13 protein-coding genes are annotated in these 18,309 nt (G+C 67.2%); 4 read left to right on the top strand and 9 right to left on the bottom strand.

All coding sequences use genetic code 11. From position 1 onward, the window contains the following. Positions 1-2: 2 nt before the first annotated feature. The gene (locus tag ABMY26_RS36405; protein WP_372400623.1) at positions 3-962 is read right to left on the bottom strand and encodes a UDP-glucuronic acid decarboxylase family protein; all 960 of its coding nucleotides are present in this window, start codon (positions 960-962) and stop codon (positions 3-5) included. A 48-nt stretch (positions 963-1,010) separates the two neighbouring features. After that, the gene (locus ABMY26_RS36400; protein ID WP_372400734.1) at positions 1,011-2,354 is read right to left on the bottom strand and encodes a UDP-glucose/GDP-mannose dehydrogenase family protein; all 1,344 of its coding nucleotides are present in this window, start codon (positions 2,352-2,354) and stop codon (positions 1,011-1,013) included. Positions 2,355-2,779: 425 nt separating this feature from the next. On the opposite strand from ABMY26_RS36400, the gene galE reads away from it, so the two are divergent. Beyond that, positions 2,780-3,787, top strand: a complete 1,008-nt coding sequence (gene galE / locus ABMY26_RS36395; RefSeq protein ID WP_372400622.1) for a UDP-glucose 4-epimerase GalE — start codon at positions 2,780-2,782, stop codon at positions 3,785-3,787. 1 nt (position 3,788) lies between these two features. Here galE and rfbA read toward each other — a convergent pair whose 3' ends face one another. The 7 genes from rfbA to ABMY26_RS36360 all read right to left on the bottom strand — a co-directional run bounded on the left by rfbA (position 3,789) and on the right by ABMY26_RS36360 (position 13,149). Next, positions 3,789-4,652: a glucose-1-phosphate thymidylyltransferase RfbA gene (gene rfbA, locus ABMY26_RS36390; protein WP_372400621.1), complete on the bottom strand. Its 864-nt coding sequence runs from the start codon at positions 4,650-4,652 to the stop codon at positions 3,789-3,791. A gap of 14 nt (positions 4,653-4,666) precedes the next feature. Further along, positions 4,667-5,557, bottom strand: a complete 891-nt coding sequence (rfbD, locus tag ABMY26_RS36385; protein ID WP_372400619.1) for a dTDP-4-dehydrorhamnose reductase — start codon at positions 5,555-5,557, stop codon at positions 4,667-4,669. Continuing rightward, complete coding sequence (gene rfbB / locus ABMY26_RS36380) at positions 5,554-6,621, bottom strand: dTDP-glucose 4,6-dehydratase (RefSeq protein WP_372400618.1); 1,068 nt, start codon at positions 6,619-6,621, stop codon at positions 5,554-5,556. The genes rfbD and rfbB overlap by 4 nt, the downstream gene beginning before the upstream one ends. A gap of 73 nt (positions 6,622-6,694) precedes the next feature. Further along, positions 6,695-7,246 (bottom strand): dTDP-4-dehydrorhamnose 3,5-epimerase, encoded by a 552-nt coding sequence (rfbC, locus tag ABMY26_RS36375; RefSeq protein ID WP_372400617.1) that lies wholly within the window; start codon positions 7,244-7,246, stop codon positions 6,695-6,697. A 3-nt stretch (positions 7,247-7,249) separates the two neighbouring features. Beyond that, positions 7,250-10,687, bottom strand: coding sequence for a glycosyltransferase (locus ABMY26_RS36370; RefSeq protein WP_372400615.1), 3,438 nt, complete (start codon positions 10,685-10,687; stop codon positions 7,250-7,252). A gap of 250 nt (positions 10,688-10,937) precedes the next feature. After that, complete coding sequence (locus ABMY26_RS36365; RefSeq protein WP_372400614.1) at positions 10,938-12,329, bottom strand: ABC transporter ATP-binding protein; 1,392 nt, start codon at positions 12,327-12,329, stop codon at positions 10,938-10,940. Next, positions 12,319-13,149: an ABC transporter permease gene (locus ABMY26_RS36360; protein WP_372400612.1), complete on the bottom strand. Its 831-nt coding sequence runs from the start codon at positions 13,147-13,149 to the stop codon at positions 12,319-12,321. The genes ABMY26_RS36365 and ABMY26_RS36360 overlap by 11 nt, the downstream gene beginning before the upstream one ends. Before the next feature lie 263 nt (positions 13,150-13,412). On the opposite strand from ABMY26_RS36360, the gene cysD reads away from it, so the two are divergent. The 3 genes from cysD to ABMY26_RS36345 all read left to right on the top strand — a co-directional run bounded on the left by cysD (position 13,413) and on the right by ABMY26_RS36345 (position 18,264). Next, positions 13,413-14,264, top strand: coding sequence for a sulfate adenylyltransferase subunit CysD (gene cysD / locus ABMY26_RS36355; RefSeq protein WP_372400733.1), 852 nt, complete (start codon positions 13,413-13,415; stop codon positions 14,262-14,264). Beyond that, positions 14,264-16,177, top strand: a complete 1,914-nt coding sequence (gene cysN / locus ABMY26_RS36350) for a sulfate adenylyltransferase subunit CysN (protein WP_372400611.1) — start codon at positions 14,264-14,266, stop codon at positions 16,175-16,177. The genes cysD and cysN overlap by 1 nt, the downstream gene beginning before the upstream one ends. A 422-nt stretch (positions 16,178-16,599) precedes the next feature. After that, positions 16,600-18,264: a methyl-accepting chemotaxis protein gene (locus ABMY26_RS36345; protein ID WP_372400610.1), complete on the top strand. Its 1,665-nt coding sequence runs from the start codon at positions 16,600-16,602 to the stop codon at positions 18,262-18,264. The last annotated feature ends 45 nt before the right edge of the window (positions 18,265-18,309 follow it).

Raw genomic sequence — 18,309 nt, 5'->3', positions numbered from 1 at the left:
CCTCAGGAAAAGAAGCGGGTCTTGAAATAGTCGATGGTGCGGGTGAGCCCCTCGTCGAGCGGCACCTTCGGTTCCCAGTCGAGCAGGGCCCTGGCCTTGGCGATGTCGGGCCGGCGCTGCTTGGGGTCGTCCTGAGGCAGCGGCCTGTGCTCGATCCTTGAGGAGGAGCCGGTCAGGAGAATGACCTTCTCGGCCAGTTCCAGCATGGTGAATTCGCCGGGGTTGCCGAGGTTGATCGGTCCGGTGACGTCGGCCGGCGTGGCCATGAAGCGGATGAAGCCGTCGACCAGATCGTCGGCATAGCAGAAGGAGCGGGTCTGCCGGCCGTCGCCGTAGATGGTGATCGGCTCGCCCTTCAGCGCCTGGATGATGAAGTTGGACACGACGCGCCCGTCGTTGGGGTGCATGCGCGGGCCGTAGGTGTTGAAGATGCGGATGACCTTGATCGACAGCTTGTGCTGGCGGTGATAGTCGAAGAACAGCGTCTCTGCGCAGCGCTTGCCCTCGTCGTAGCAGGCGCGCGGGCCGATGGTGTTGACGTTGCCCCAATATTCCTCCGGCTGCGGATGCACCGCCGGGTCGCCGTAGATCTCCGAGGTCGAGGCCTGCATGATCCGCGCGCCCAGCCGCTTGGCCAGCCCCAGCATGTTGATGGCGCCGATGACGCTGGTCTTGGTCGTCTGGACGGGATCATGCTGGTAATGGACCGGCGAGGCCGGGCAGGCGAGGTTGTAGATCTCGTCGACCTCGACATAGAGCGGGAACGTCACGTCGTGGCGCATCAGCTCGAAATGCGGGTTGTCGAGGAGGTGGGCGATGTTCGATCGGGAACCCGTGAAGTAGTTGTCGACGCACAGCACGTCGTTCCCGGCCGCCAGCAGCCGTTCGCACAGATGCGACCCGAGGAATCCGGCACCGCCCGTGACGAGAATGCGCTTGTTGTAACCGCGTGGCGAAATCATCGGGGCTTCTCTTCTAGGATGGATGGGTCGTCGGCGAACGGGAACCGATCAGCCGGCCGGCGCGCTTTCCCGGCTGTTTCCCTGGCCGGTGCCCCGGCCGATGGAGGAATAGGCGAAGCCGGCCTTCGCCATGTCTTCGGGATTGTAGATGTTGCGCAGGTCGACCATGACCGGCCGCTTGAGCAGGGCCTTGCAGCGGTTCAGGTCGAGCGCCCGGAACTCGTTCCACTCCGTCAGGATCGCCACGCAGTCGGCACCCTCCAGCGGCTGGTAGGCATCGGTGCACCAGTCGACGCCGCCGAGGAGCTTCGCCGCCTCATGCATGCCCGCCGGGTCGAAGGCGCGCACATGCGCACCGGCCGCCTGCAGGGCCGGGACGATGTCCAGCGACGGGGCGTCGCGCATGTCGTCGGTGTTCGGCTTGAAGGTCACACCCAGCACCGCCACCGTCTTGCCTGCCAGCGAACCGTCGCACGCGGCGGCGATGCGTGACGTCATCGACTTCTTGCGCTTGTCGTTGATGTCCACCACCGTCTCGACGATGCGCACCGGTGCCGCGTGCTGCTGCGCGGTACGCACGAGCGCCAGCGTGTCCTTGGGGAAGCAGGATCCGCCATAGCCCGGGCCGGGATGCAGGAACTTCTTGCCGATGCGCCCGTCCAGCCCGATGCCCTTGGCCACGTCATGGACGTCGGCCGCCACCTTCTCGCACAGATCGGCGATCTCGTTGATGAAGGTGATCTTGGTGGCCAGGAAGGCGTTGGCGGCGTACTTCGTCAGCTCGGCCGTCTCCCGGTTGGTCATGACGATCGGCGTCTCGATCAGGTGCAGCGGCCGGTAGAGCTGGCGCATCGTTTCGCGCGCGCGTTCCGACTCCGCGCCGATGACCACCCGGTCGGGCCGCATGAAATCGCTGATGGCCGCGCCTTCGCGCAGGAATTCCGGATTGGAGGCGACGTCGAATTCAGCGTCGGGCCGCGCCTTGCGGATGATCGCCTCGACCTCGCGCCCGGTGCCGACCGGCACGGTCGATTTGTTGACCACCACCGTGTAGCCGTCGAGGTTGGCGGCGATCTCCTCGGCTGCGGCATAGACATAGGACAGATCGGCATGGCCGTCGCCGCGGCGGGTCGGCGTGCCGACCGCGATGAAAACGGCGTCGGCCCCCTTCATCGCCGTTTCCAGGTCGAGCGTGAAGTTCAGCCGGCCGGCTTTGACGTTCTTCGCCACCAGATCGTCGAGACCCGGCTCGTAGATCGGGATTTCTCCCCTCAGGAGCTGGTCGATCTTGCTCGAATCCTTGTCCATGCAGGTGACATGAACGCCGAATTCCGAAAAACAGGCTCCGGACACCAGTCCGACATAGCCCGTGCCGATCATTGCGATACGAATGGTCGTCTCCCTCGAATGGCCGCTGCCCTTCAATGGGGGAAGGATTACAATGCCTCTGCCGGCGAAGTCCAGTGAGCGCTGCCAAGTCACCGGTGTGATTGGAGGCCGTGGATGCCGCAGGCAGGGCGGATCGGTTGTGAAATTCTGTCTGGAACCGGTCGTAATTGAAGTTTGTGAATAGATTTCGCCCGGATCAACTTCTACAACTGAACTCTTTTCTAGGTATTAATAATATATATTATTCATTTGTCGCTTCTCTGGAAGCGATCAATCCTGTTGCCATCCCGTATAAGACCGGACGGATCCTGGTGGATGCATTTGAAGCTGTTCGAATGGGGCAGCTCATTCTGCGGAAAAGCCCAAGCTGTGGCATGGATGAGCCACTATCTTGCGGCGTTGGACCAACCGATTGCGGGCAAGCGGAGATGACCATGACCACGAGCGAAAACGCGACCGTGCTGGTGACCGGCGGTGCCGGCTACATCGGCTCCCACATGGTGCTGGCGCTGTGCGACCGGGGCCGCGCGGTCGTGGTGCTGGACGATCTGTCGACCGGCCGGCGCTCGGCGGTGCCCGACGGTGTGCCGCTGGTCGAGGGCGACGTCGGCGACAAGGCCCTGCTGGCCGACACCTTCGCCCGCCACGGCATCGGCACCGTCCTGCATTTCGCCGGCAGCATCGTGGTGCCGGAGTCCGTGGAGCGGCCTCTGGCCTACTACCGCAACAACACGGTCAAGAGCCATGCCCTGATCGAGGCCTGCGTGGAGGCCGGGATCGGCCGCTTCATCTTCTCCTCCACCGCCGCCGTCTACGGCATGCCGGACCGGCTGCCGATCGACGAGCGGACGCCGTTGGTGCCAATCAACCCCTACGGCTCCTCCAAGCTGATGACGGAGTGGATGCTGCGCGATGCCGCCGCCGCTTACGGGCTGCGCTATGTGGCGCTGCGCTATTTCAACGTCGCCGGTGCCGACCCGCAGGGCCGCTCGGGCCAGGTGTCGCGCGTCGCCAGCCATCTGATCAAGATCGCCGCCCAGACCGTCACCGGCCAGCGGGCCGAGCTGCAGATCTACGGCGACGACTACGACACGCCGGACGGCACCTGCGTGCGCGACTACATCCATGTCAGCGACCTCGCCGACGCCCATGTCGCGGCCTTGCGCCACCTGGAGGCCGGCGGCGCGTCGGAGGTGCTGAACTGCGGCTATGGCCGCGGCTATTCGGTGCGCGAGGTGCTGGCGATGGTGGAGCGGGTGACCGGCAGGCCGCTGCCGATGCGCATCGGCCCGCGCCGGCCCGGCGATCCCCCGGCCCTGGTCGCGGGCGTGGAGCGGATCCGGCGGACCCTGGACTGGACCCCGCACCACGACGACCTGGAAACCATCGTCGCCTCGGCGCTCGCCTGGGAGGAACGGCTGGTCAAGGAGGGTTGACTCAACCGAGAAGCCCCAGCAGATAGCGGCCGTAGTCGTTCTTCTTCAGCGGCTCCGCCAGACGGCTGACCTGCTCGGCATCGATCCAGCCGGAGGTGTAGGCGATCTCCTCCGGGCAGGCGATCTGCAGGCCCTGGCGGTGCTGGATGGTGCGGACGAACTCGGCCGCCTCCAGCAGGCTGTCATGGGTGCCGGTGTCGAACCAGCCATAGCCGCGGCCCATCTGCTCGACCGACAGCTTGCCCATCTCGAGATAGGCGGCGTTGACCGAGGTGATCTCCAGCTCGCCCCTGGCCGACGGCTTCACCGCCGCGGCGACGTCCAGAACGTCGTTGTCGTAGAAATAAAGCCCGGTGACCGCCCATTTGGAGCGCGGGGCGACCGGCTTCTCCTCGATGCTCAGCGCCCGGCCCTGCGCGTCGAACTCCACCACGCCGTAGCGCTCGGGATCGCGCACGGCATAGGCGAAGACGCTGGCGCCGTCGGCCTTCTCGCCGGCGGCGCGCAGGATGTTGGTCAGGCCGTGGCCGTAGAAGATGTTGTCGCCGAGAACCAGCGCGCAAGGGTCGTTGCCGACGAACTCGCGGCCGATGATGAAGGCCTGGGCCAGCCCGTCGGGCGACGGCTGGATGGCGTAGGTCAGGTTCAGGCCCCACTGCGACCCGTCGCCCAGCACCGTCTGGAACAGCGGCTGGTCGTGCGGGGTGGTGATGACCAGGATGTCGCGGATGCCCGCCAGCATCAGGGTGCTGAGCGGGAAATAGATCATCGGCTTGTCGTAGATCGGCAGCAGCTGCTTGCTGATCGCCCGCGTCACCGGGTAGAGCCGGGTGCCGGATCCGCCGGCCAGGATGATGCCCTTCATGGTCTCAAAAGCCCTCATGCCTGCGGCGGGTTGGTGAACAGCTCGTCGATCACGCGGTCGACGCTCTCGCGCCACGGCGGGCAGGACACGCCGAGCCTCTCCCCGGCGCGGGAACAGTCCAGCCGCGAGTTGGCCGGGCGGCGGGCCGGGGTCGGGTAGTCGGCCGTGCCGATGGCGGTCAGGCGCGGCCGCTTGCCGGTACGCTCTTCCAGCCGCCGGAAGATGTGTTCGGCGAACTCGTGCCAGGTGGTATAGCCGCTGCCGGTCAGGTGGTAGGTGCCCCAGGCGGCCGAACCGGTCTTCTCAATCGTCCCGGCGATCTGCACGATGGCGGCGGCGAGGTCGGCGGCGGCGGTGGGCGAGCCGTGCTGGTCGGCGACCACCCGCATCTCCTCGCGCTCCTTGCCGAAGCGCAGCATCGTCTTGACGAAGTTGTTGCCGTAGGCGCTGTAGACCCAGGAGGTGCGCAGGATGACGTGATGCGGCGTCGCCGCCCGCACCGCCGCCTCGCCCGCCGCCTTGCTGGCGCCATAGACGCCCAGCGGGTTGATCGGGTCGTCCTCGGTATAGATGCCGTCCTTCGTCCCGTCGAAGACATAGTCGGTCGACACATGGATGAAGGGGATGCCGCGTGCCGCACAGGCCGCCGCCATGGCGCCCGGCCCGTCGCGGTTGATGGCGAAGGACAGATCCGCCTCGCTCTCGGCCTTGTCGACGGCGGTGTGGGCGGTGGCGTTGACCAGCAGGTCCGGCGCGTGGGCGGCGACCGCCGTCTCCACGTCGCCCGGCCGGGTCACGTCGAACTCGGGATAGGGCAGGCCGACGACGTCCGTGCCGGGCGCCCAGGTTGCCCGCATCAGCTCGAAGCCGAGCTGGCCGTTGCTGCCGAGGACGAGAATCTTCATTGGGCGGCCCCCTCTTCCTTCAGCCCAAGGCGCTCGCCCTGGTAGGAGCCGTTCAGGATGGCCTGCCACCAGTCGCGGTTCTCCAGATACCAGGCCACCGTCTTGCGCAGGCCGCTCTCGAAGGTCTCCAGCGGCGTCCAGCCCAGGTCGCGCTCGATCTTGCCGGCGTCGATGGCATAGCGCTTGTCATGGCCGGGGCGGTCGGTGACGAAGCTGATCAGGCGGTCGTGCGGGGCGCCGGCCGGGTCCATCTCGTCGAGATGCGCGCAGATGGCGCGGACGACCTCCAGGTTGGTGCGCTCGTTGTGGCCGCCGATGTTGTAGCTCTCGCCGATTTTTCCCTTCTCCAGCACCAGCCGCAGCGCGCGGGCATGGTCCTCGACATAGAGCCAGTCGCGGATGTTGTCGCCCTTGCCGTAGACCGGCAGCTTCTCGCCCGCCAGACCCTTCAGAATCATCAGCGGGATCAGCTTTTCCGGGAAATGGTAGGGGCCGTAATTGTTCGAGCAGTTGGTCAGCACCACCGGCAGCCCGTAGGTCTCGTGCCAGGCGCGCACCAGATGGTCGCTCGACGCCTTGCTGGCCGAATAGGGCGAGTTGGGGCTGTAGGCGGTGGTCTCGGTGAAGAAGCCGTCCTCGCCCAGCGTGCCGAACACCTCGTCGGTCGAGATGTGGTGGAAGCGGAAGCGCTCCTTGCGCTCCGCCGGCAGCGCCGACCAGTAGCCGCGCGCCGCTTCCAGCAGGCGGAAGGTTCCGACCACGTTGGTCTGGATGAACTCGCCCGGCCCGTCGATCGAGCGGTCGACATGGGATTCGGCGGCCAGATGCATCACCGCGTCGGGCCGGTGGGTGTCGAAGACCCGGTGCAGCTCGGCGGCGTCGCAGATGTCGACCTTCTCGAAGGCGTAGCGGGGATGCCCCTCCGCCCCGGGCAGGGAGGACAGGTTGGCCGCGTAGGTCAGCTTGTCGACGTTGACGACGAAGGCGTCGGTTTCGGCGAGAAGCTGGCGGACCACCGCCGAGCCGATGAAACCGGCACCGCCGGTGACGAGAATGCGCGTCATCAAACCACCTTACCGCCGAAGGGCCGGGCCGGCCGGCCCGCCGTGACCGAAGAACCGAAATCCAATAGCGCCGTCAGAACAGGTCGCCAAGCTGGGCGAAGGTCGGATGCTTGTGATCCTTGTCGGACAGCCGCGCCTTGTCGGCGGAGACCGGCCAGTCGATGCCGAGGGCCGGATCGTTCCACAGCAGGCCGCGGTCATGCTCGGCAGAATAATAGTTGGTCACCTTGTAGATGACCTCGGTGTCCGGCTCCAGCGTGCAGAAGCCGTGGGCGAAGCCGACCGGTATCAGGATCTGGTTCCACTCCGCGGCGCTGATCACCGCGCTGACATGCCGGCCGAAGGTGGGCGAGCCCCGGCGGATGTCGACCGCGACGTCGAAGACCGACCCCTTGACCACCCGCAGCAGCTTGTCCTGGGCAAACGGCGGCAGCTGGAAATGCAGGCCGCGCACGGTGCCGACCTCGGCCGACAGCGACTGGTTGTCCTGCACGAAGTCGTAAATCAGCCCGGCCGCCTCGAACGTCTTCTTGTTGTAGGTTTCCGAGAAGAAGCCGCGGTGGTCGCCGAACTTCTTCGGGCGGATGATCTTCACGTCGGGAATGTCGAGGGAGACGACGTCCATGGCTCAGATGCTTTCCTTCAGGCGGTCTTTGCGCAGCTCGGGGCAGGCCTTGCGCAGCCAGGGCTTGACCGTGCGCGGCGGGAAGGCCAGCCCGAAATCGGGCGCGTCCAGGGTCAGGTTCGGGTTGTAGAAGGGATCCTCGATCAGCGACCGGCCCCAACGCTCCTGCATGTAGGCGATCTCGCGCTTGAAGCGGGCGATCTTGTCGGGGGCCATGTCAGACCCGCGCGAGGCCGATTCCAGATGGTACAGCTCGGCATGCGGCGTCCACACCAGGAAATAGCCGGCATCGCGGACCTTGAGGCACAGATCGACGTCGTTGAAGGCGACGGCCAGATGCTCCTCGTTCAGACCGCCCACCTCGTCGAACACCGCCTTGCGCATGACCAGGCAAGCGGCGGTGACGCAGGACATGTTCTGCGTCAGCATCAGCCGGGCGAAATGGCCGGGGTGCTCGCGGGCGAAATGCTTGTGGATGTGGTTGGCCACCCCGTTGATGCCGGTGATGACGCCGGCATGCTGGATGGTATCGTCGCCATAATAGAGTTTGGCGCCGACCGCCCCCACCTCCGGCCGCAGCGCATGGGCGACCATCTCGGTCAGCCAGCCCGGCGAGATCACCTTGATGTCGTTGTTGATCAGGCCGATCAGCTCGCCCTTGGCCGCGCGCACGCCGAAATTGTTGATGGCGGAGAAGTTGAAGGGTCCGTCGTAGCGCAGAACCCGCACCCGCTCGCGCCCTTCCAGCGAGGCGAAATAATCGAGCGTCTCCTTCTCCTCGCTGTTGTTGTCGAGGACGATGACCTCGAGGTTGGGATAGTCGGTCCCGGTCAGCAGCCCTTCCACGCACTGGCGCAGCAGCTCGACCTTGTCGCGGGTCGGCACCAGCAGCGATACCAGCGGCGCCGGTTCCGGCACCGGATAGACGGTGCGGGTGTACCATTCCGCTCCCGGTGCCGGAACGACCTGCACCGGCTGGCCGGTGCGCTCGAAATGGTCCTGCAGCGCCCGGCGGGCCGCGTCGGTCGCCGTCGGCAGAGCCACTGTCGAGAAGGAGGAGGAGGAGGAGAACACCCGCCAGTGATAGAGGATCGTCGGGATGTGGCGGATGCGCGGCGCCGTGGTCTTCTCCACCGCGCGCAGCACCAGATCATAGTCCTGGCTGCCCTCGTAGCCGATGCGGAAGCCGCCGATCTGCACCAGCAGCGTTCGGCGGAACACGCCCAGATGGCTGACCATGTTCTGGCCGTGGAACAGGTCGGGGTTCCAGTCGGTCTTGAAATAGGGATCGTAGCGCCGGCCGTTCTCGTCGATCTTGTCCTCGTCGGAATAGATGACGTCGGCGTCCGGGTGCCGGTCGATCTCCTCCGCCACCATGTAGAGCGCGTGCGGCGGCAGCTCGTCGTCATGGTCCATCAGGGCGACGAACTCGCCCGACGCCAATTCCAGCGCGCTGTTGCTGGCCGCCGAGATGTGGCCGTTCGTCTCGCGCCGCACCGTCTTGATGCGGGCATCGCGTCCGGCATACTCCGCCAGCACCGCCGCGACGTGCGGGGCGGTCGAGGCGTCGTCGGCGATGCACAGCTCCCAGTGCGGATAGAGCTGCTCCAGCACCGTGTCGATGGCGCGGCGCAGGTAGGGCTCCGGCGTGTTGTAGACCGGCATGACGACGGAGATCAGCGGACGGCGCGCCATCCTGCCGATGGCGTCGGCGATGGACTGGCGGTCGAACGGGGTCAGCGTGTCGTACAGGCGGATCCAGCTCTCGTAGTCCGTGACCAGTGTGTTCGGCTGCAGGTCCTGCAGCAGCTTGTGCTTGGTCGCGGCCAGACCGTGCTGGCGCAGGTAGGTCAGGCCGCGGAAGGCCTGGCCCTGGTAGGTCTTCAGCGCCCGTTGCAGCACCTGGAGCTTGCCGATCTCCTGGATCGTCAGCCCTTCCAGCCGGAAGCGCGCCGGCCGGTCGGTCGGGTCCAGGCGCAGGGCCCGGGTCTCGTAGGGCAGCAGCACCAGGGCTTCGGCCTCGCCGTCGACCACCGGCGGCAGCCGGACGATGACGCCCTCGCCGAAGCCGGCGCCGCAATCGATGTAGAGCAGCGGCGCCAGCGGCACCGTGGCATCGGCGACGCGGTAGGTGATGACGCACCAGCCGTGCGGGCTGCGGCCCTGGTCGGACACCAGCCGGAAGGCCGGGTCGACGCCGTGGGTCTCGAAGCTGCCGTCATCCTGGCGGGCGACGTCGTGCATCGGCTCCAGCGCCATGGCGTGGCGGCACGACCGGTGGAAGCGGCGCAGCTCCTTGGACAGGCGGCCGAGCTTGCGGACCGGGGCCGAAACCTTCCAGGAGGTCGAGTTGACCAGGGTGTGGATGTGATGGTCGCGGGCGCGGACCACCCCGTGCAGTTCATCGTTGGCGGCGCGCAGATGCGCGGCCTCGGCGTGGGCTTCCTCCAGGCTCCGGCGCAGCTCCTCGCCCTCTCCGCGCAGCGCGTCTATCCGGCCGTTCAGAGTTCCGATCTCGCCGCCCAGCTCGACGATGTGGGCATCGCGGCCGGCGATCCACTCCTGCAAGGTGGCGATGGACTCGTTGCGGGCGGCCACCGTGCCCATCAGGTCGCGGATCTCGTCGACCCGGCCGCGGAGGGTCTCGTGCAGGCCGGCGACGTCCTGCTCCAGCTCCAGGATGCGGCGGGCGCGCTCCTGCGCCTGCTGGGTTTCGATGACGCCGCTGCCGAGCCGGTCGAAGAAGGCGCGGATCTGCTGGGCCGTTCCGCCGTCGCGACCATTCTCGAACAGCCAGCGGGTTTCGTCGGGCTGGTCGCTGCCAACCGCCAGAACGCCCAGCCCGTTGGAATGCAGGAAGCCGAAGGACGGATGGCGGGCCGTCAGCTCCTCCCACAGCTTCCAGACGCCGAAATCGCCTTTGCGGACATTGATGTCATGGAACAGGACGATGCCGCGGCCGCTCATCTTCGGCAGCCAAGTCTCGAAATCGTGGCGCACCGCCTCGTAGGTGTGCAGGCCGTCGATGTGCAGCAGGTCGACGCTGCCATCGGCGAAATGGACGACGGCTTCGTCGAAGGTCATCCGCATCATGCGGGAGAAGGCGCCATAGCGCGGGTCGTGGAAGTCGGCGAGCGTCCGGTAAACCTCGTCGCCGTAATAGCCGGCCTGCGGGTCGCCCTGCCAGGTGTCGACCGCGAAGCAGGAGGTGCCGGTTCCGAGCTGCTTTACCGCCTGGCAGAATGTGGAATAGGAATTTCCGGTGTGGGTTCCCAGCTCCACGAAAACCCGAGGGCGCAGCGCCTCGGTGATCCACAGTGCGAAGGGCGTGTGGCCGAGCCAGGACGGCGGTGCAACGATGAGATCCGGTGTGAGGAAGCTGATCGGCCGGCAGAGACGATGGAGAGTATCGGAACCTGCGTCCTGCAAAAACGAATCCACCTGTCGCCTCTTGTTTTGCCTGGCTCCGTACCGGGAGCATCCCGGGCCTCCGGCTGCGAGGCCGGTCCCGTCCGGAAGCCGGGCTTACCAGCCTGCGGACCACCGGACTGCCCTGCCACAGCCGCCGACACACATACGCTGACACCCCGGCGGAATGCAAGCCGCAGGCCCCGGGCGGTTCGGCGAGGTCCCACAATGCCCGGAACTGCGGTTTTCCTGCCTCACTCCGGCCTTGTCGGGCCGGCTGCCCCTATTTCGTCGCGGGCATGGTGCCGGAGGACGGGCCCGACAGTCCCTCGGCCTCCAGCGTGATCGCCAGCATCGGCATGCCGACCAGCCCGCGGACGACGTGGCTGGCATGGACCTTGAAGATCAGCGCGTCCTCGACCCAATGATGCTGGACATGGTCGTTCTGCGTGCCCTCGGCGAGCGCCACGGTGATGGAGAAGTCGCCGCTCGGCAGGTAGGGCATCTGGAAGCGGAAGCGGGCGGCGAAGTCCTGGCCGGCCGGCACCGTGACGGGGTCGAGCTGGTAGGTCAGGAAGGTGTTGTCGCCGAACAGGTTCTGGCCCAGCTTGTCCTTGACGTAGAAGCCGACGATCGGGCGGTGGACCTCCTGCTCGGCCCGGCAGTCGACCTTCAGGACGATCACCTCGCCGCCTTCCAGCACGGCGAGCGGCTGCTCCTCCGCATCGAGGATCGAGACGCCGGCGATGGTGGCGCCGCGGTTGCCGAACCAGGGGCCGCTGTCGTTGAAGTCGAACAGCTCGATGGTGTTGCGGTGCTGGGAGGATTTCAGCAGCTCGGCGCGGGCGTCCACCACCGGCTCCTCGCGCCTGGCCTGGGGCAGCGCCTGGCGGGTGCCGCCGATGCGGAAGCCGCGCGAGGTGTCCTGGTCGCTGTAGAGCGCGGCCAGATAGTCGTGGCAGACCTCTTTGGCCGGGCCGATCGCCCGCACCGAGCCGTTGTCCAGCCACACCACCCGGTCGCACAGGTTCACCACCTGCCCGGTGTCGTGCGAGACGAAGAACAGGGTGCCGCGCTCCTTGAAGCGGTGGATGAAGCGCATGCATTTCTGGGTGAAGGACGCGTCGCCGACCGCCAGGATCTCGTCGACGATCATGACGTCGGCATCGACATGGGCCGCCACCGCGAAGGCGAGGCGGGCGTACATGCCGCTGGAATAGAGCTTCACCGGCTGCTCGATGAAGTCGCCGATGCCGGCGAACTCGGCGATGGACTGGTAGCGCTCGGCGATCTGCTCGTTCGACAGCCCGAGCACCGAGGCGGCGAGATAGACGTTCTCGCGCCCGCTGAATTCCGGGTTGAAGCCGGCGCCCAGCTCCAGCAGCGCCGCGATGCGGCCGTCCACCGCGATGCGGCCGGAGGTCGGCGTCAGCGTGCCGCACAGCAGCTGCAGGAAGGTCGACTTGCCCGAGCCGTTGCGGCCGATCAGCCCGACCGTCTCGCCGCGGCGGACCTCCAGGTCGACGCCGCGCAGCGCCCAGTATTCGTCGTAATATTTGCGCCGGCCGCGCACCAGCATCTGCTTCAGCCGGTCCTGCGGGCGCTTGAAGATGGCGTAGGCCTTGCCCAGCCCCTCGGCCCGGATGACGACAGGGGTATCGGTCTCAGACGACATCGGCGAACCCCCGGCGGGTCTTCATGAACCAGAGATAGCCGAGCCAGGCCACCACCCAGGAGCCCAGCGTCGCCAGCCCCCAGCTGACCGGCGACGGGATGTTGCCCCAGAACAGCAGGTCCTTGGACTGTTCCAGGATCGCGGTCATCGGGTTCAGGTGCAGGATGGCGCGGAAGCGCTCCGGGATCGCGGTCATCGGGTAGAAGATCGGGCTGAGGAACATCAGGACGGTGACGCCGACCCCGACCACCTGCCGGATGTCGCGCAGGAACACGCCGGCCGAGGCGAAGAACCAGCTCAAGCCCAGCGTGGTCAGGCAGAGCGGCACCAGCACCAGCGGCAGCAGCAGCGCCGTCGGCGGCGGCAGCCCGGCCACCGTGAGATGGAAGACCAGCAGGATGACGAAGCCGATGCCGGCATTGAACAATGCTACCGCCAGCGACACCAGCGGCAGGATCTCCAGCGGGAAGACCACCTTCTTGATGTAGCTGACATTCTCCAGCAGGAGCCCCGGCGCCCGGTTCAGGCATTCGCCCAGCACGTTGAACAGGATCAGGCCGGAGAACAGCAGCAGGGCGAATTCCGTGTTGCTCTCCCCCGCCGCTCCGCCGGGCGTGCCCCAGCGGGCGCGGAACACCACCGAGAAGACGAAGGTGTAGACCGCCAGCATCAGGATCGGGTTCAGCACCGCCCAGACGATGCCCAGCACGGAGCCGCGGTAACGGGCGTCGATCTCCCGCCGGGCGAGCCGCATGATCAGCGACTTGTGGTGCCATGCGGCCTGGAAAAGGGCAAAGGGACCGGCGCCGAAACCCGCCACCTTAGGGTTTCCCGACTGAGAGCTGAGCAATTTTAAGTATTCCCCGTCTGCGGCCGGCCGACCATAACCCCCGCTCCGGCACCGTTCAAGCGAAAGTCCCGTTCCACAATCAGCAATCGTTACGTCTTATAAAGACTTTCATCCATATGGTGAGTGGTGTTCCCGCTCCCGCCCCGTCCCTAACGGAGAGCCTGGCGCCCGTGCAGATCATTCCCTCCCCCCTCACCCATCTCCAGCGGCTGGAGGCGGAGAGCATCCACATCATGCGCGAGGTGGCGGCCCAGTTCCGCAAGCCGGTCATGCTCTATTCGGTGGGCAAGGACAGCTCGGTGCTGCTGCATCTGGCGATGAAGGCCTTCCACCCGTCCAGGCCGCCCTTCCCGCTGCTGCATGTCGACACCGGCTGGAAATTCCGGGAGATGATCGCCTTCCGCGACCGCATGGCGCGGGATCTCGGGCTCGACCTGCTTGTGCACGTCAACCGGGAGGGGGTGCGCCGGGGCATCGGCCCGGTCAGCCACGGTTCGGCCGTCCACACCGACGTGATGAAGACGCAAGGGCTGAAACAGGCGCTCGATGCCCACGGCTTCGACGCCGCCTTCGGCGGGGCACGGCGCGACGAGGAGAAGAGCCGGGCCAAGGAGCGCATCTTCTCCTTCCGCACGGCCACCCACCGCTGGGAGCCGAAGAACCAGCGGCCGGAGCTGTGGAACCTCTACAACGGCCGCATCCACAAGGGCGAGAGCATCCGCGTCTTCCCGCTGTCGAACTGGACCGAGCTGGACATCTGGCACTACATCCAGCAGGAGGGCATCCCGGTGGTGCCGCTCTATTTCGCCAAGCCCCGCCCGGTGGTGGAGCGCGACGGCACCCTCATCATGGTCGATGACGACAGGCTGCCGCTCAGGCCCGGCGAGACGCCGGAGATGGCCTGGGTGCGCTTCCGCACGCTCGGCTGCTACCCGCTGACCGGAGCCGTGCGCAGCACCGCCGCCACCCTGCCCGAGATCATCCGCGAGATGCTGCTGTCCACCAGTTCGGAACGGCAGGGCCGGATGATCGACCAGGACGCCGCCGCCTCGATGGAAGCGAAGAAGCAGGAAGGCTACTTCTGATGCCGAAGGATCCCGCCCTCCCTGCCCCTCCCGATGCTCCCATGGACGTGCAGGCGTATCTGGCCCGCCACGACGGCAAGGATCTGCTGCGCTTCATCACCTGCGGGTCGGTGGACGACGGCAAGTCGACGCTGATCGGCCGGCTGCTCTACGACTGCCACTGCCTGTTCGAGGACCAGCTGGCCGGGCTGGAAACGGACTCCGGCCGCTTCGGCACCACCGGCGCCGGCCAGCTCGATCTGGCGCTGCTGGTCGACGGGCTGGCGGCGGAGCGCGAGCAGGGCATCACCATCGACGTCGCCCACCGCTTCTTCACCACCGAACGGCGCAAGTTCATCGTCGCCGACACGCCCGGCCACGAGCAGTACACCCGCAACATGGTCACCGGTGCCTCGACCGCGGATGCCGCCGTCCTGCTGGTGGACGCGCGCAAGGGCGTGCTGACCCAGACCCGGCGCCACAGCACCATCGTCTCGCTGCTGGGCGTGCGCCATGTCGTGCTGGCGGTCAACAAGATGGATGCGGTCGGCTGGGACCGCGGGACCTTCGAGCGCATCGCCGCCGACTACCGCGCCTTCGCGGAGCGCATCGGCATCGCCGGCGTCACCTGCATCCCGGTTTCTGCCCTGACCGGCGACAATGTCGCGGCGCCGTCCCCGGCCATGGGCTGGTACGGCGGCCCCACCCTGCTCGGCCATCTGGAGAGCGTGGACGCCTCGGCGCAAGAGACGCTCGGCGCCTTCCGCATGGCGGTGCAGTGGGTGAACCGGCCCCACCAGGATTTCCGCGGCTTCTGCGGCACGGTTGCCGGCGGCCCGCTGCGCCCCGGCGATGCCGTCGCCATCCTGCCCGGCGGGCGGACCAGCCGGGTGTCCCGCATCGTCACCATGGACGGCGAGCTGGAGGTGGCGGTTCCCGGCCAGGCCGTCACCCTGGTGCTGGCCGACGAGGTCGACGCCAGCCGCGGCGACATGATCGCCGCCGCCGCCGGCCGGCCGGAGGTCGCCGACCAGTTCGCGGCGCATGTTGTGTGGATGGACGAGCAGCCGCTGCTGCCCGGCCGCTCCTATCTGCTGCGGGCCGGCACGGCGACGGTCGGCGCCCAGGTGACCGAGCTGAAGCACGCCATCAACGTCAACACCCAGGAGCATGCCGCCGCCAAGCATCTGGATCTCAACGACGTCGGCTTCTGCAATCTGGCGCTCGACCGGCCGATCCCGTTCGACGCCTATGCCGACAGCCGCGAGACCGGCAGCTTCATCCTGATCGACCGGCTGACCAACGCCACCGCCGGCTGCGGCATGATCCGCTTCCCCCTGCGCCGTGCCGCCAACATCCACCGCCACGCTTCGAAGCTGGACAAGGCGGCGCGGGCCGGGGGGATGCAGAAGCCCTGCGTGCTGTGGTTCACCGGCCTGTCCGGTTCCGGCAAGTCCAGCGTCGCCGACCGGCTGGAGCAGGAGCTGCACCGGCAGGGCCGCCGCACCATGATCCTGGACGGCGACAATGTCCGCCACGGCCTGAACCGCGATCTCGGCTTCACCGACGGCGACCGGGTGGAGAATATCCGCCGCGTTGCCGAGGTGGCGAAGCTGATGGTGGAGGCCGGGCTGATCGTGCTGGTCAGCTTCATCTCCCCCTTCCGCGGCGAGCGCCGGATGGCGCGCTCCCTGGTCGAGGACGGCGAGTTCCTGGAGATCTTCATGGACACGCCGCTGGAGGTCTGCGAGGCCCGCGACCCCAAGGGGCTCTACCGGAAGGCACGATCCGGCCAGCTCCCCAACTTCACCGGCATCGACAGCGCCTACGAGCCGCCGGAAGCCCCGGACATCACGCTGAAGGGCGCCGAACGGACCGCCGACGAGATGGTCGCCCAGGTGATCGGGGATCTGCGGCGGCGCGGGGTGATCTGACCTCTCCCGCATGGCCGCGGCCATGCCGGTTCCAAGAGCACTCTCCAAGGACACTCTGCCAAGGGCGGCCCCAAGCCGCCCTTCTTCCTTTTGCCTGTCCGGATTCCTTGCCGTGTCGGGCGAGATCGTGCTTGGCCATGAAGCGGATATGAACGGCAGGAATATGAATTTCCCGCTGAAGAAATTTTATTGCGAGATAAGATCCAATAAAACCCCTTGCATAGACAGCGAAGAACCTGGGCGGGATTCCAGTGAATAAGTTTCAATTTATTCGAGTCCATTGCCTGTTTATCGGAAAATCAGTGGTTTCCCCTAGGTGCGCATGTCCTGATATTGCTCTTTATTAACGAGGACATGGCAATTCACTTTTTTGTGCCGGTGGAGTGACCTTCCGGCCTTTCACTCCATTCCGCGAGGCCGCTATGAAGCTTTCCACCAAGATCCTGTTGCCGGTCCTGGTTCTCTCGACCGTCTCGGCGGCCATCGGCGGCACCTCCGTTTGGGGGCTGAACCGCATCGCCTCGACCAACCGGGCTCTCATCCAGATGGACCGGATGGTCCTGACCGCGTCGGAACTGCGGTCGATCAGCCGGTCCCTGCAGCGCGACGCCCTGAACCTCATCGTCGAGGATGCCGCGACGCAGGCGGCCATCGGCGAGCGGTTCGGCGCGCGCACCGACGAAATGGCGGAAAGGAACCGCCGGCTCGAGCGGCTTCTCGCCGCGTCGGGCAATCCGGCCGCCGGTCAAATCGGCCCGCTGCAGGTCAAGGTCATGGACGCCCTGGCGAAGACCCGCGACCTTGCCCTGGCCGGGCAGCGCGATGCCGCCGCGGCCCTGTTCCGCAGCGAGGTGCGCAGCAGCGAGCGTGCGGCCTCGGCCCTGACCGATCCGATCATCGAGACGGGGACGGAACGGATCGCCCAACTCACCGACGAGGTGGAGGAAACCGAGGGCTTCGTGAAGACCGTCGTCGTGGCGGTCGGGCTGATCGGCATGCTGGCCGGCGCCCTGCTGTCCCTGGCGATCGCCCGCCGCAGCGTCGTGGAGCCGCTGGCCCGCCTGACGGCGAGCATGGGACGCCTTGCCCGCAAGGACTACGGCGTCGACCTGTCGGACGCGGCGCGCGGCGACGAGGTCGGCGCCATGGCGACCGCGGTCGTCACCTTCCGCGACGCGCTGCGGACCGCCGACCGGCTGGAGGCCGAGCAGGCGGCCGACCGCACCGCCAAGGAGCGGCGCACCGCGGAGGTCGAACGGCTGGTCCGCCACTTCGAAGCGACCGTAAGCGGCATCCTGCGCACGCTGTCCGCCGCCGCCACTGAATTGAGCCAGACGGCGCACAGCATGTCGGGCATCGCCGAGCAGACCAATGCGCGGGCGTCCGCCGCCGCCGGCACCGCGGTCGATGCCTCGTCCAACGTCCAGGCCGTCGCGGCGGCGACGGAGGAGCTGACCGCCTCCATCACCGAGATCAGCGGACAGGTGTCGCGCTCCACCACCATCGCCGACCAGGCGGTTGGCGAGGCGCAGCAGACCAACGCCCGGATCCAGGGGCTGGTCGAGCAGGCGCAGCGGATCGGCGAGATCGTGCAGATGATCAACGGCATCGCCACCCAGACCAACCTGCTGGCGCTGAACGCCACCATCGAGGCGGCGCGCGCCGGCGAGGCGGGCAAGGGCTTCGCCGTCGTGGCGGCGGAGGTGAAGAGCCTCGCCACCCAGACCGCCAAGGCGACCGAGGACATCGGCACCCAGATCGCCTCGATGCAGGGCGCCACCAACGGCGCGGCCCAGGCGATCGGCGGCATCAGCCGGACCATCGCGACGATCAGCGAGGTCGCCACCTCCATCGCCTCCGCCATCGAGGAGCAGGGTGCGGCGACGGCCGAGATCGCCCGCAACGTCCAGGAGGCCTCCAGCGGCACCGCGTCGGTCAGCGTCAACATCGGCGGCGTCAGCGAGGCGGCTGCCCAGACCGGCGCCGCGGCCAGCCAGGTGCTGGGCGCCTCGGGCGAGCTGGCGCGCCAGTCGGAACTGCTGCGGCAGGAGGTGGAAACCTTCCTGAGCGGCATCCGCGCCGCCTGAGCGGCCCGGCCGTCCGCCGCGTTACCCGGAATCCCAGGCCTGTCG

It is taken from the genome of Azospirillum sp. HJ39 (assembly GCF_041507355.1).
GTDB lineage: Bacteria > Pseudomonadota > Alphaproteobacteria > Azospirillales > Azospirillaceae > Azospirillum > Azospirillum thiophilum.
This window is presented reverse-complemented; position numbering and strand designations above follow the sequence as displayed.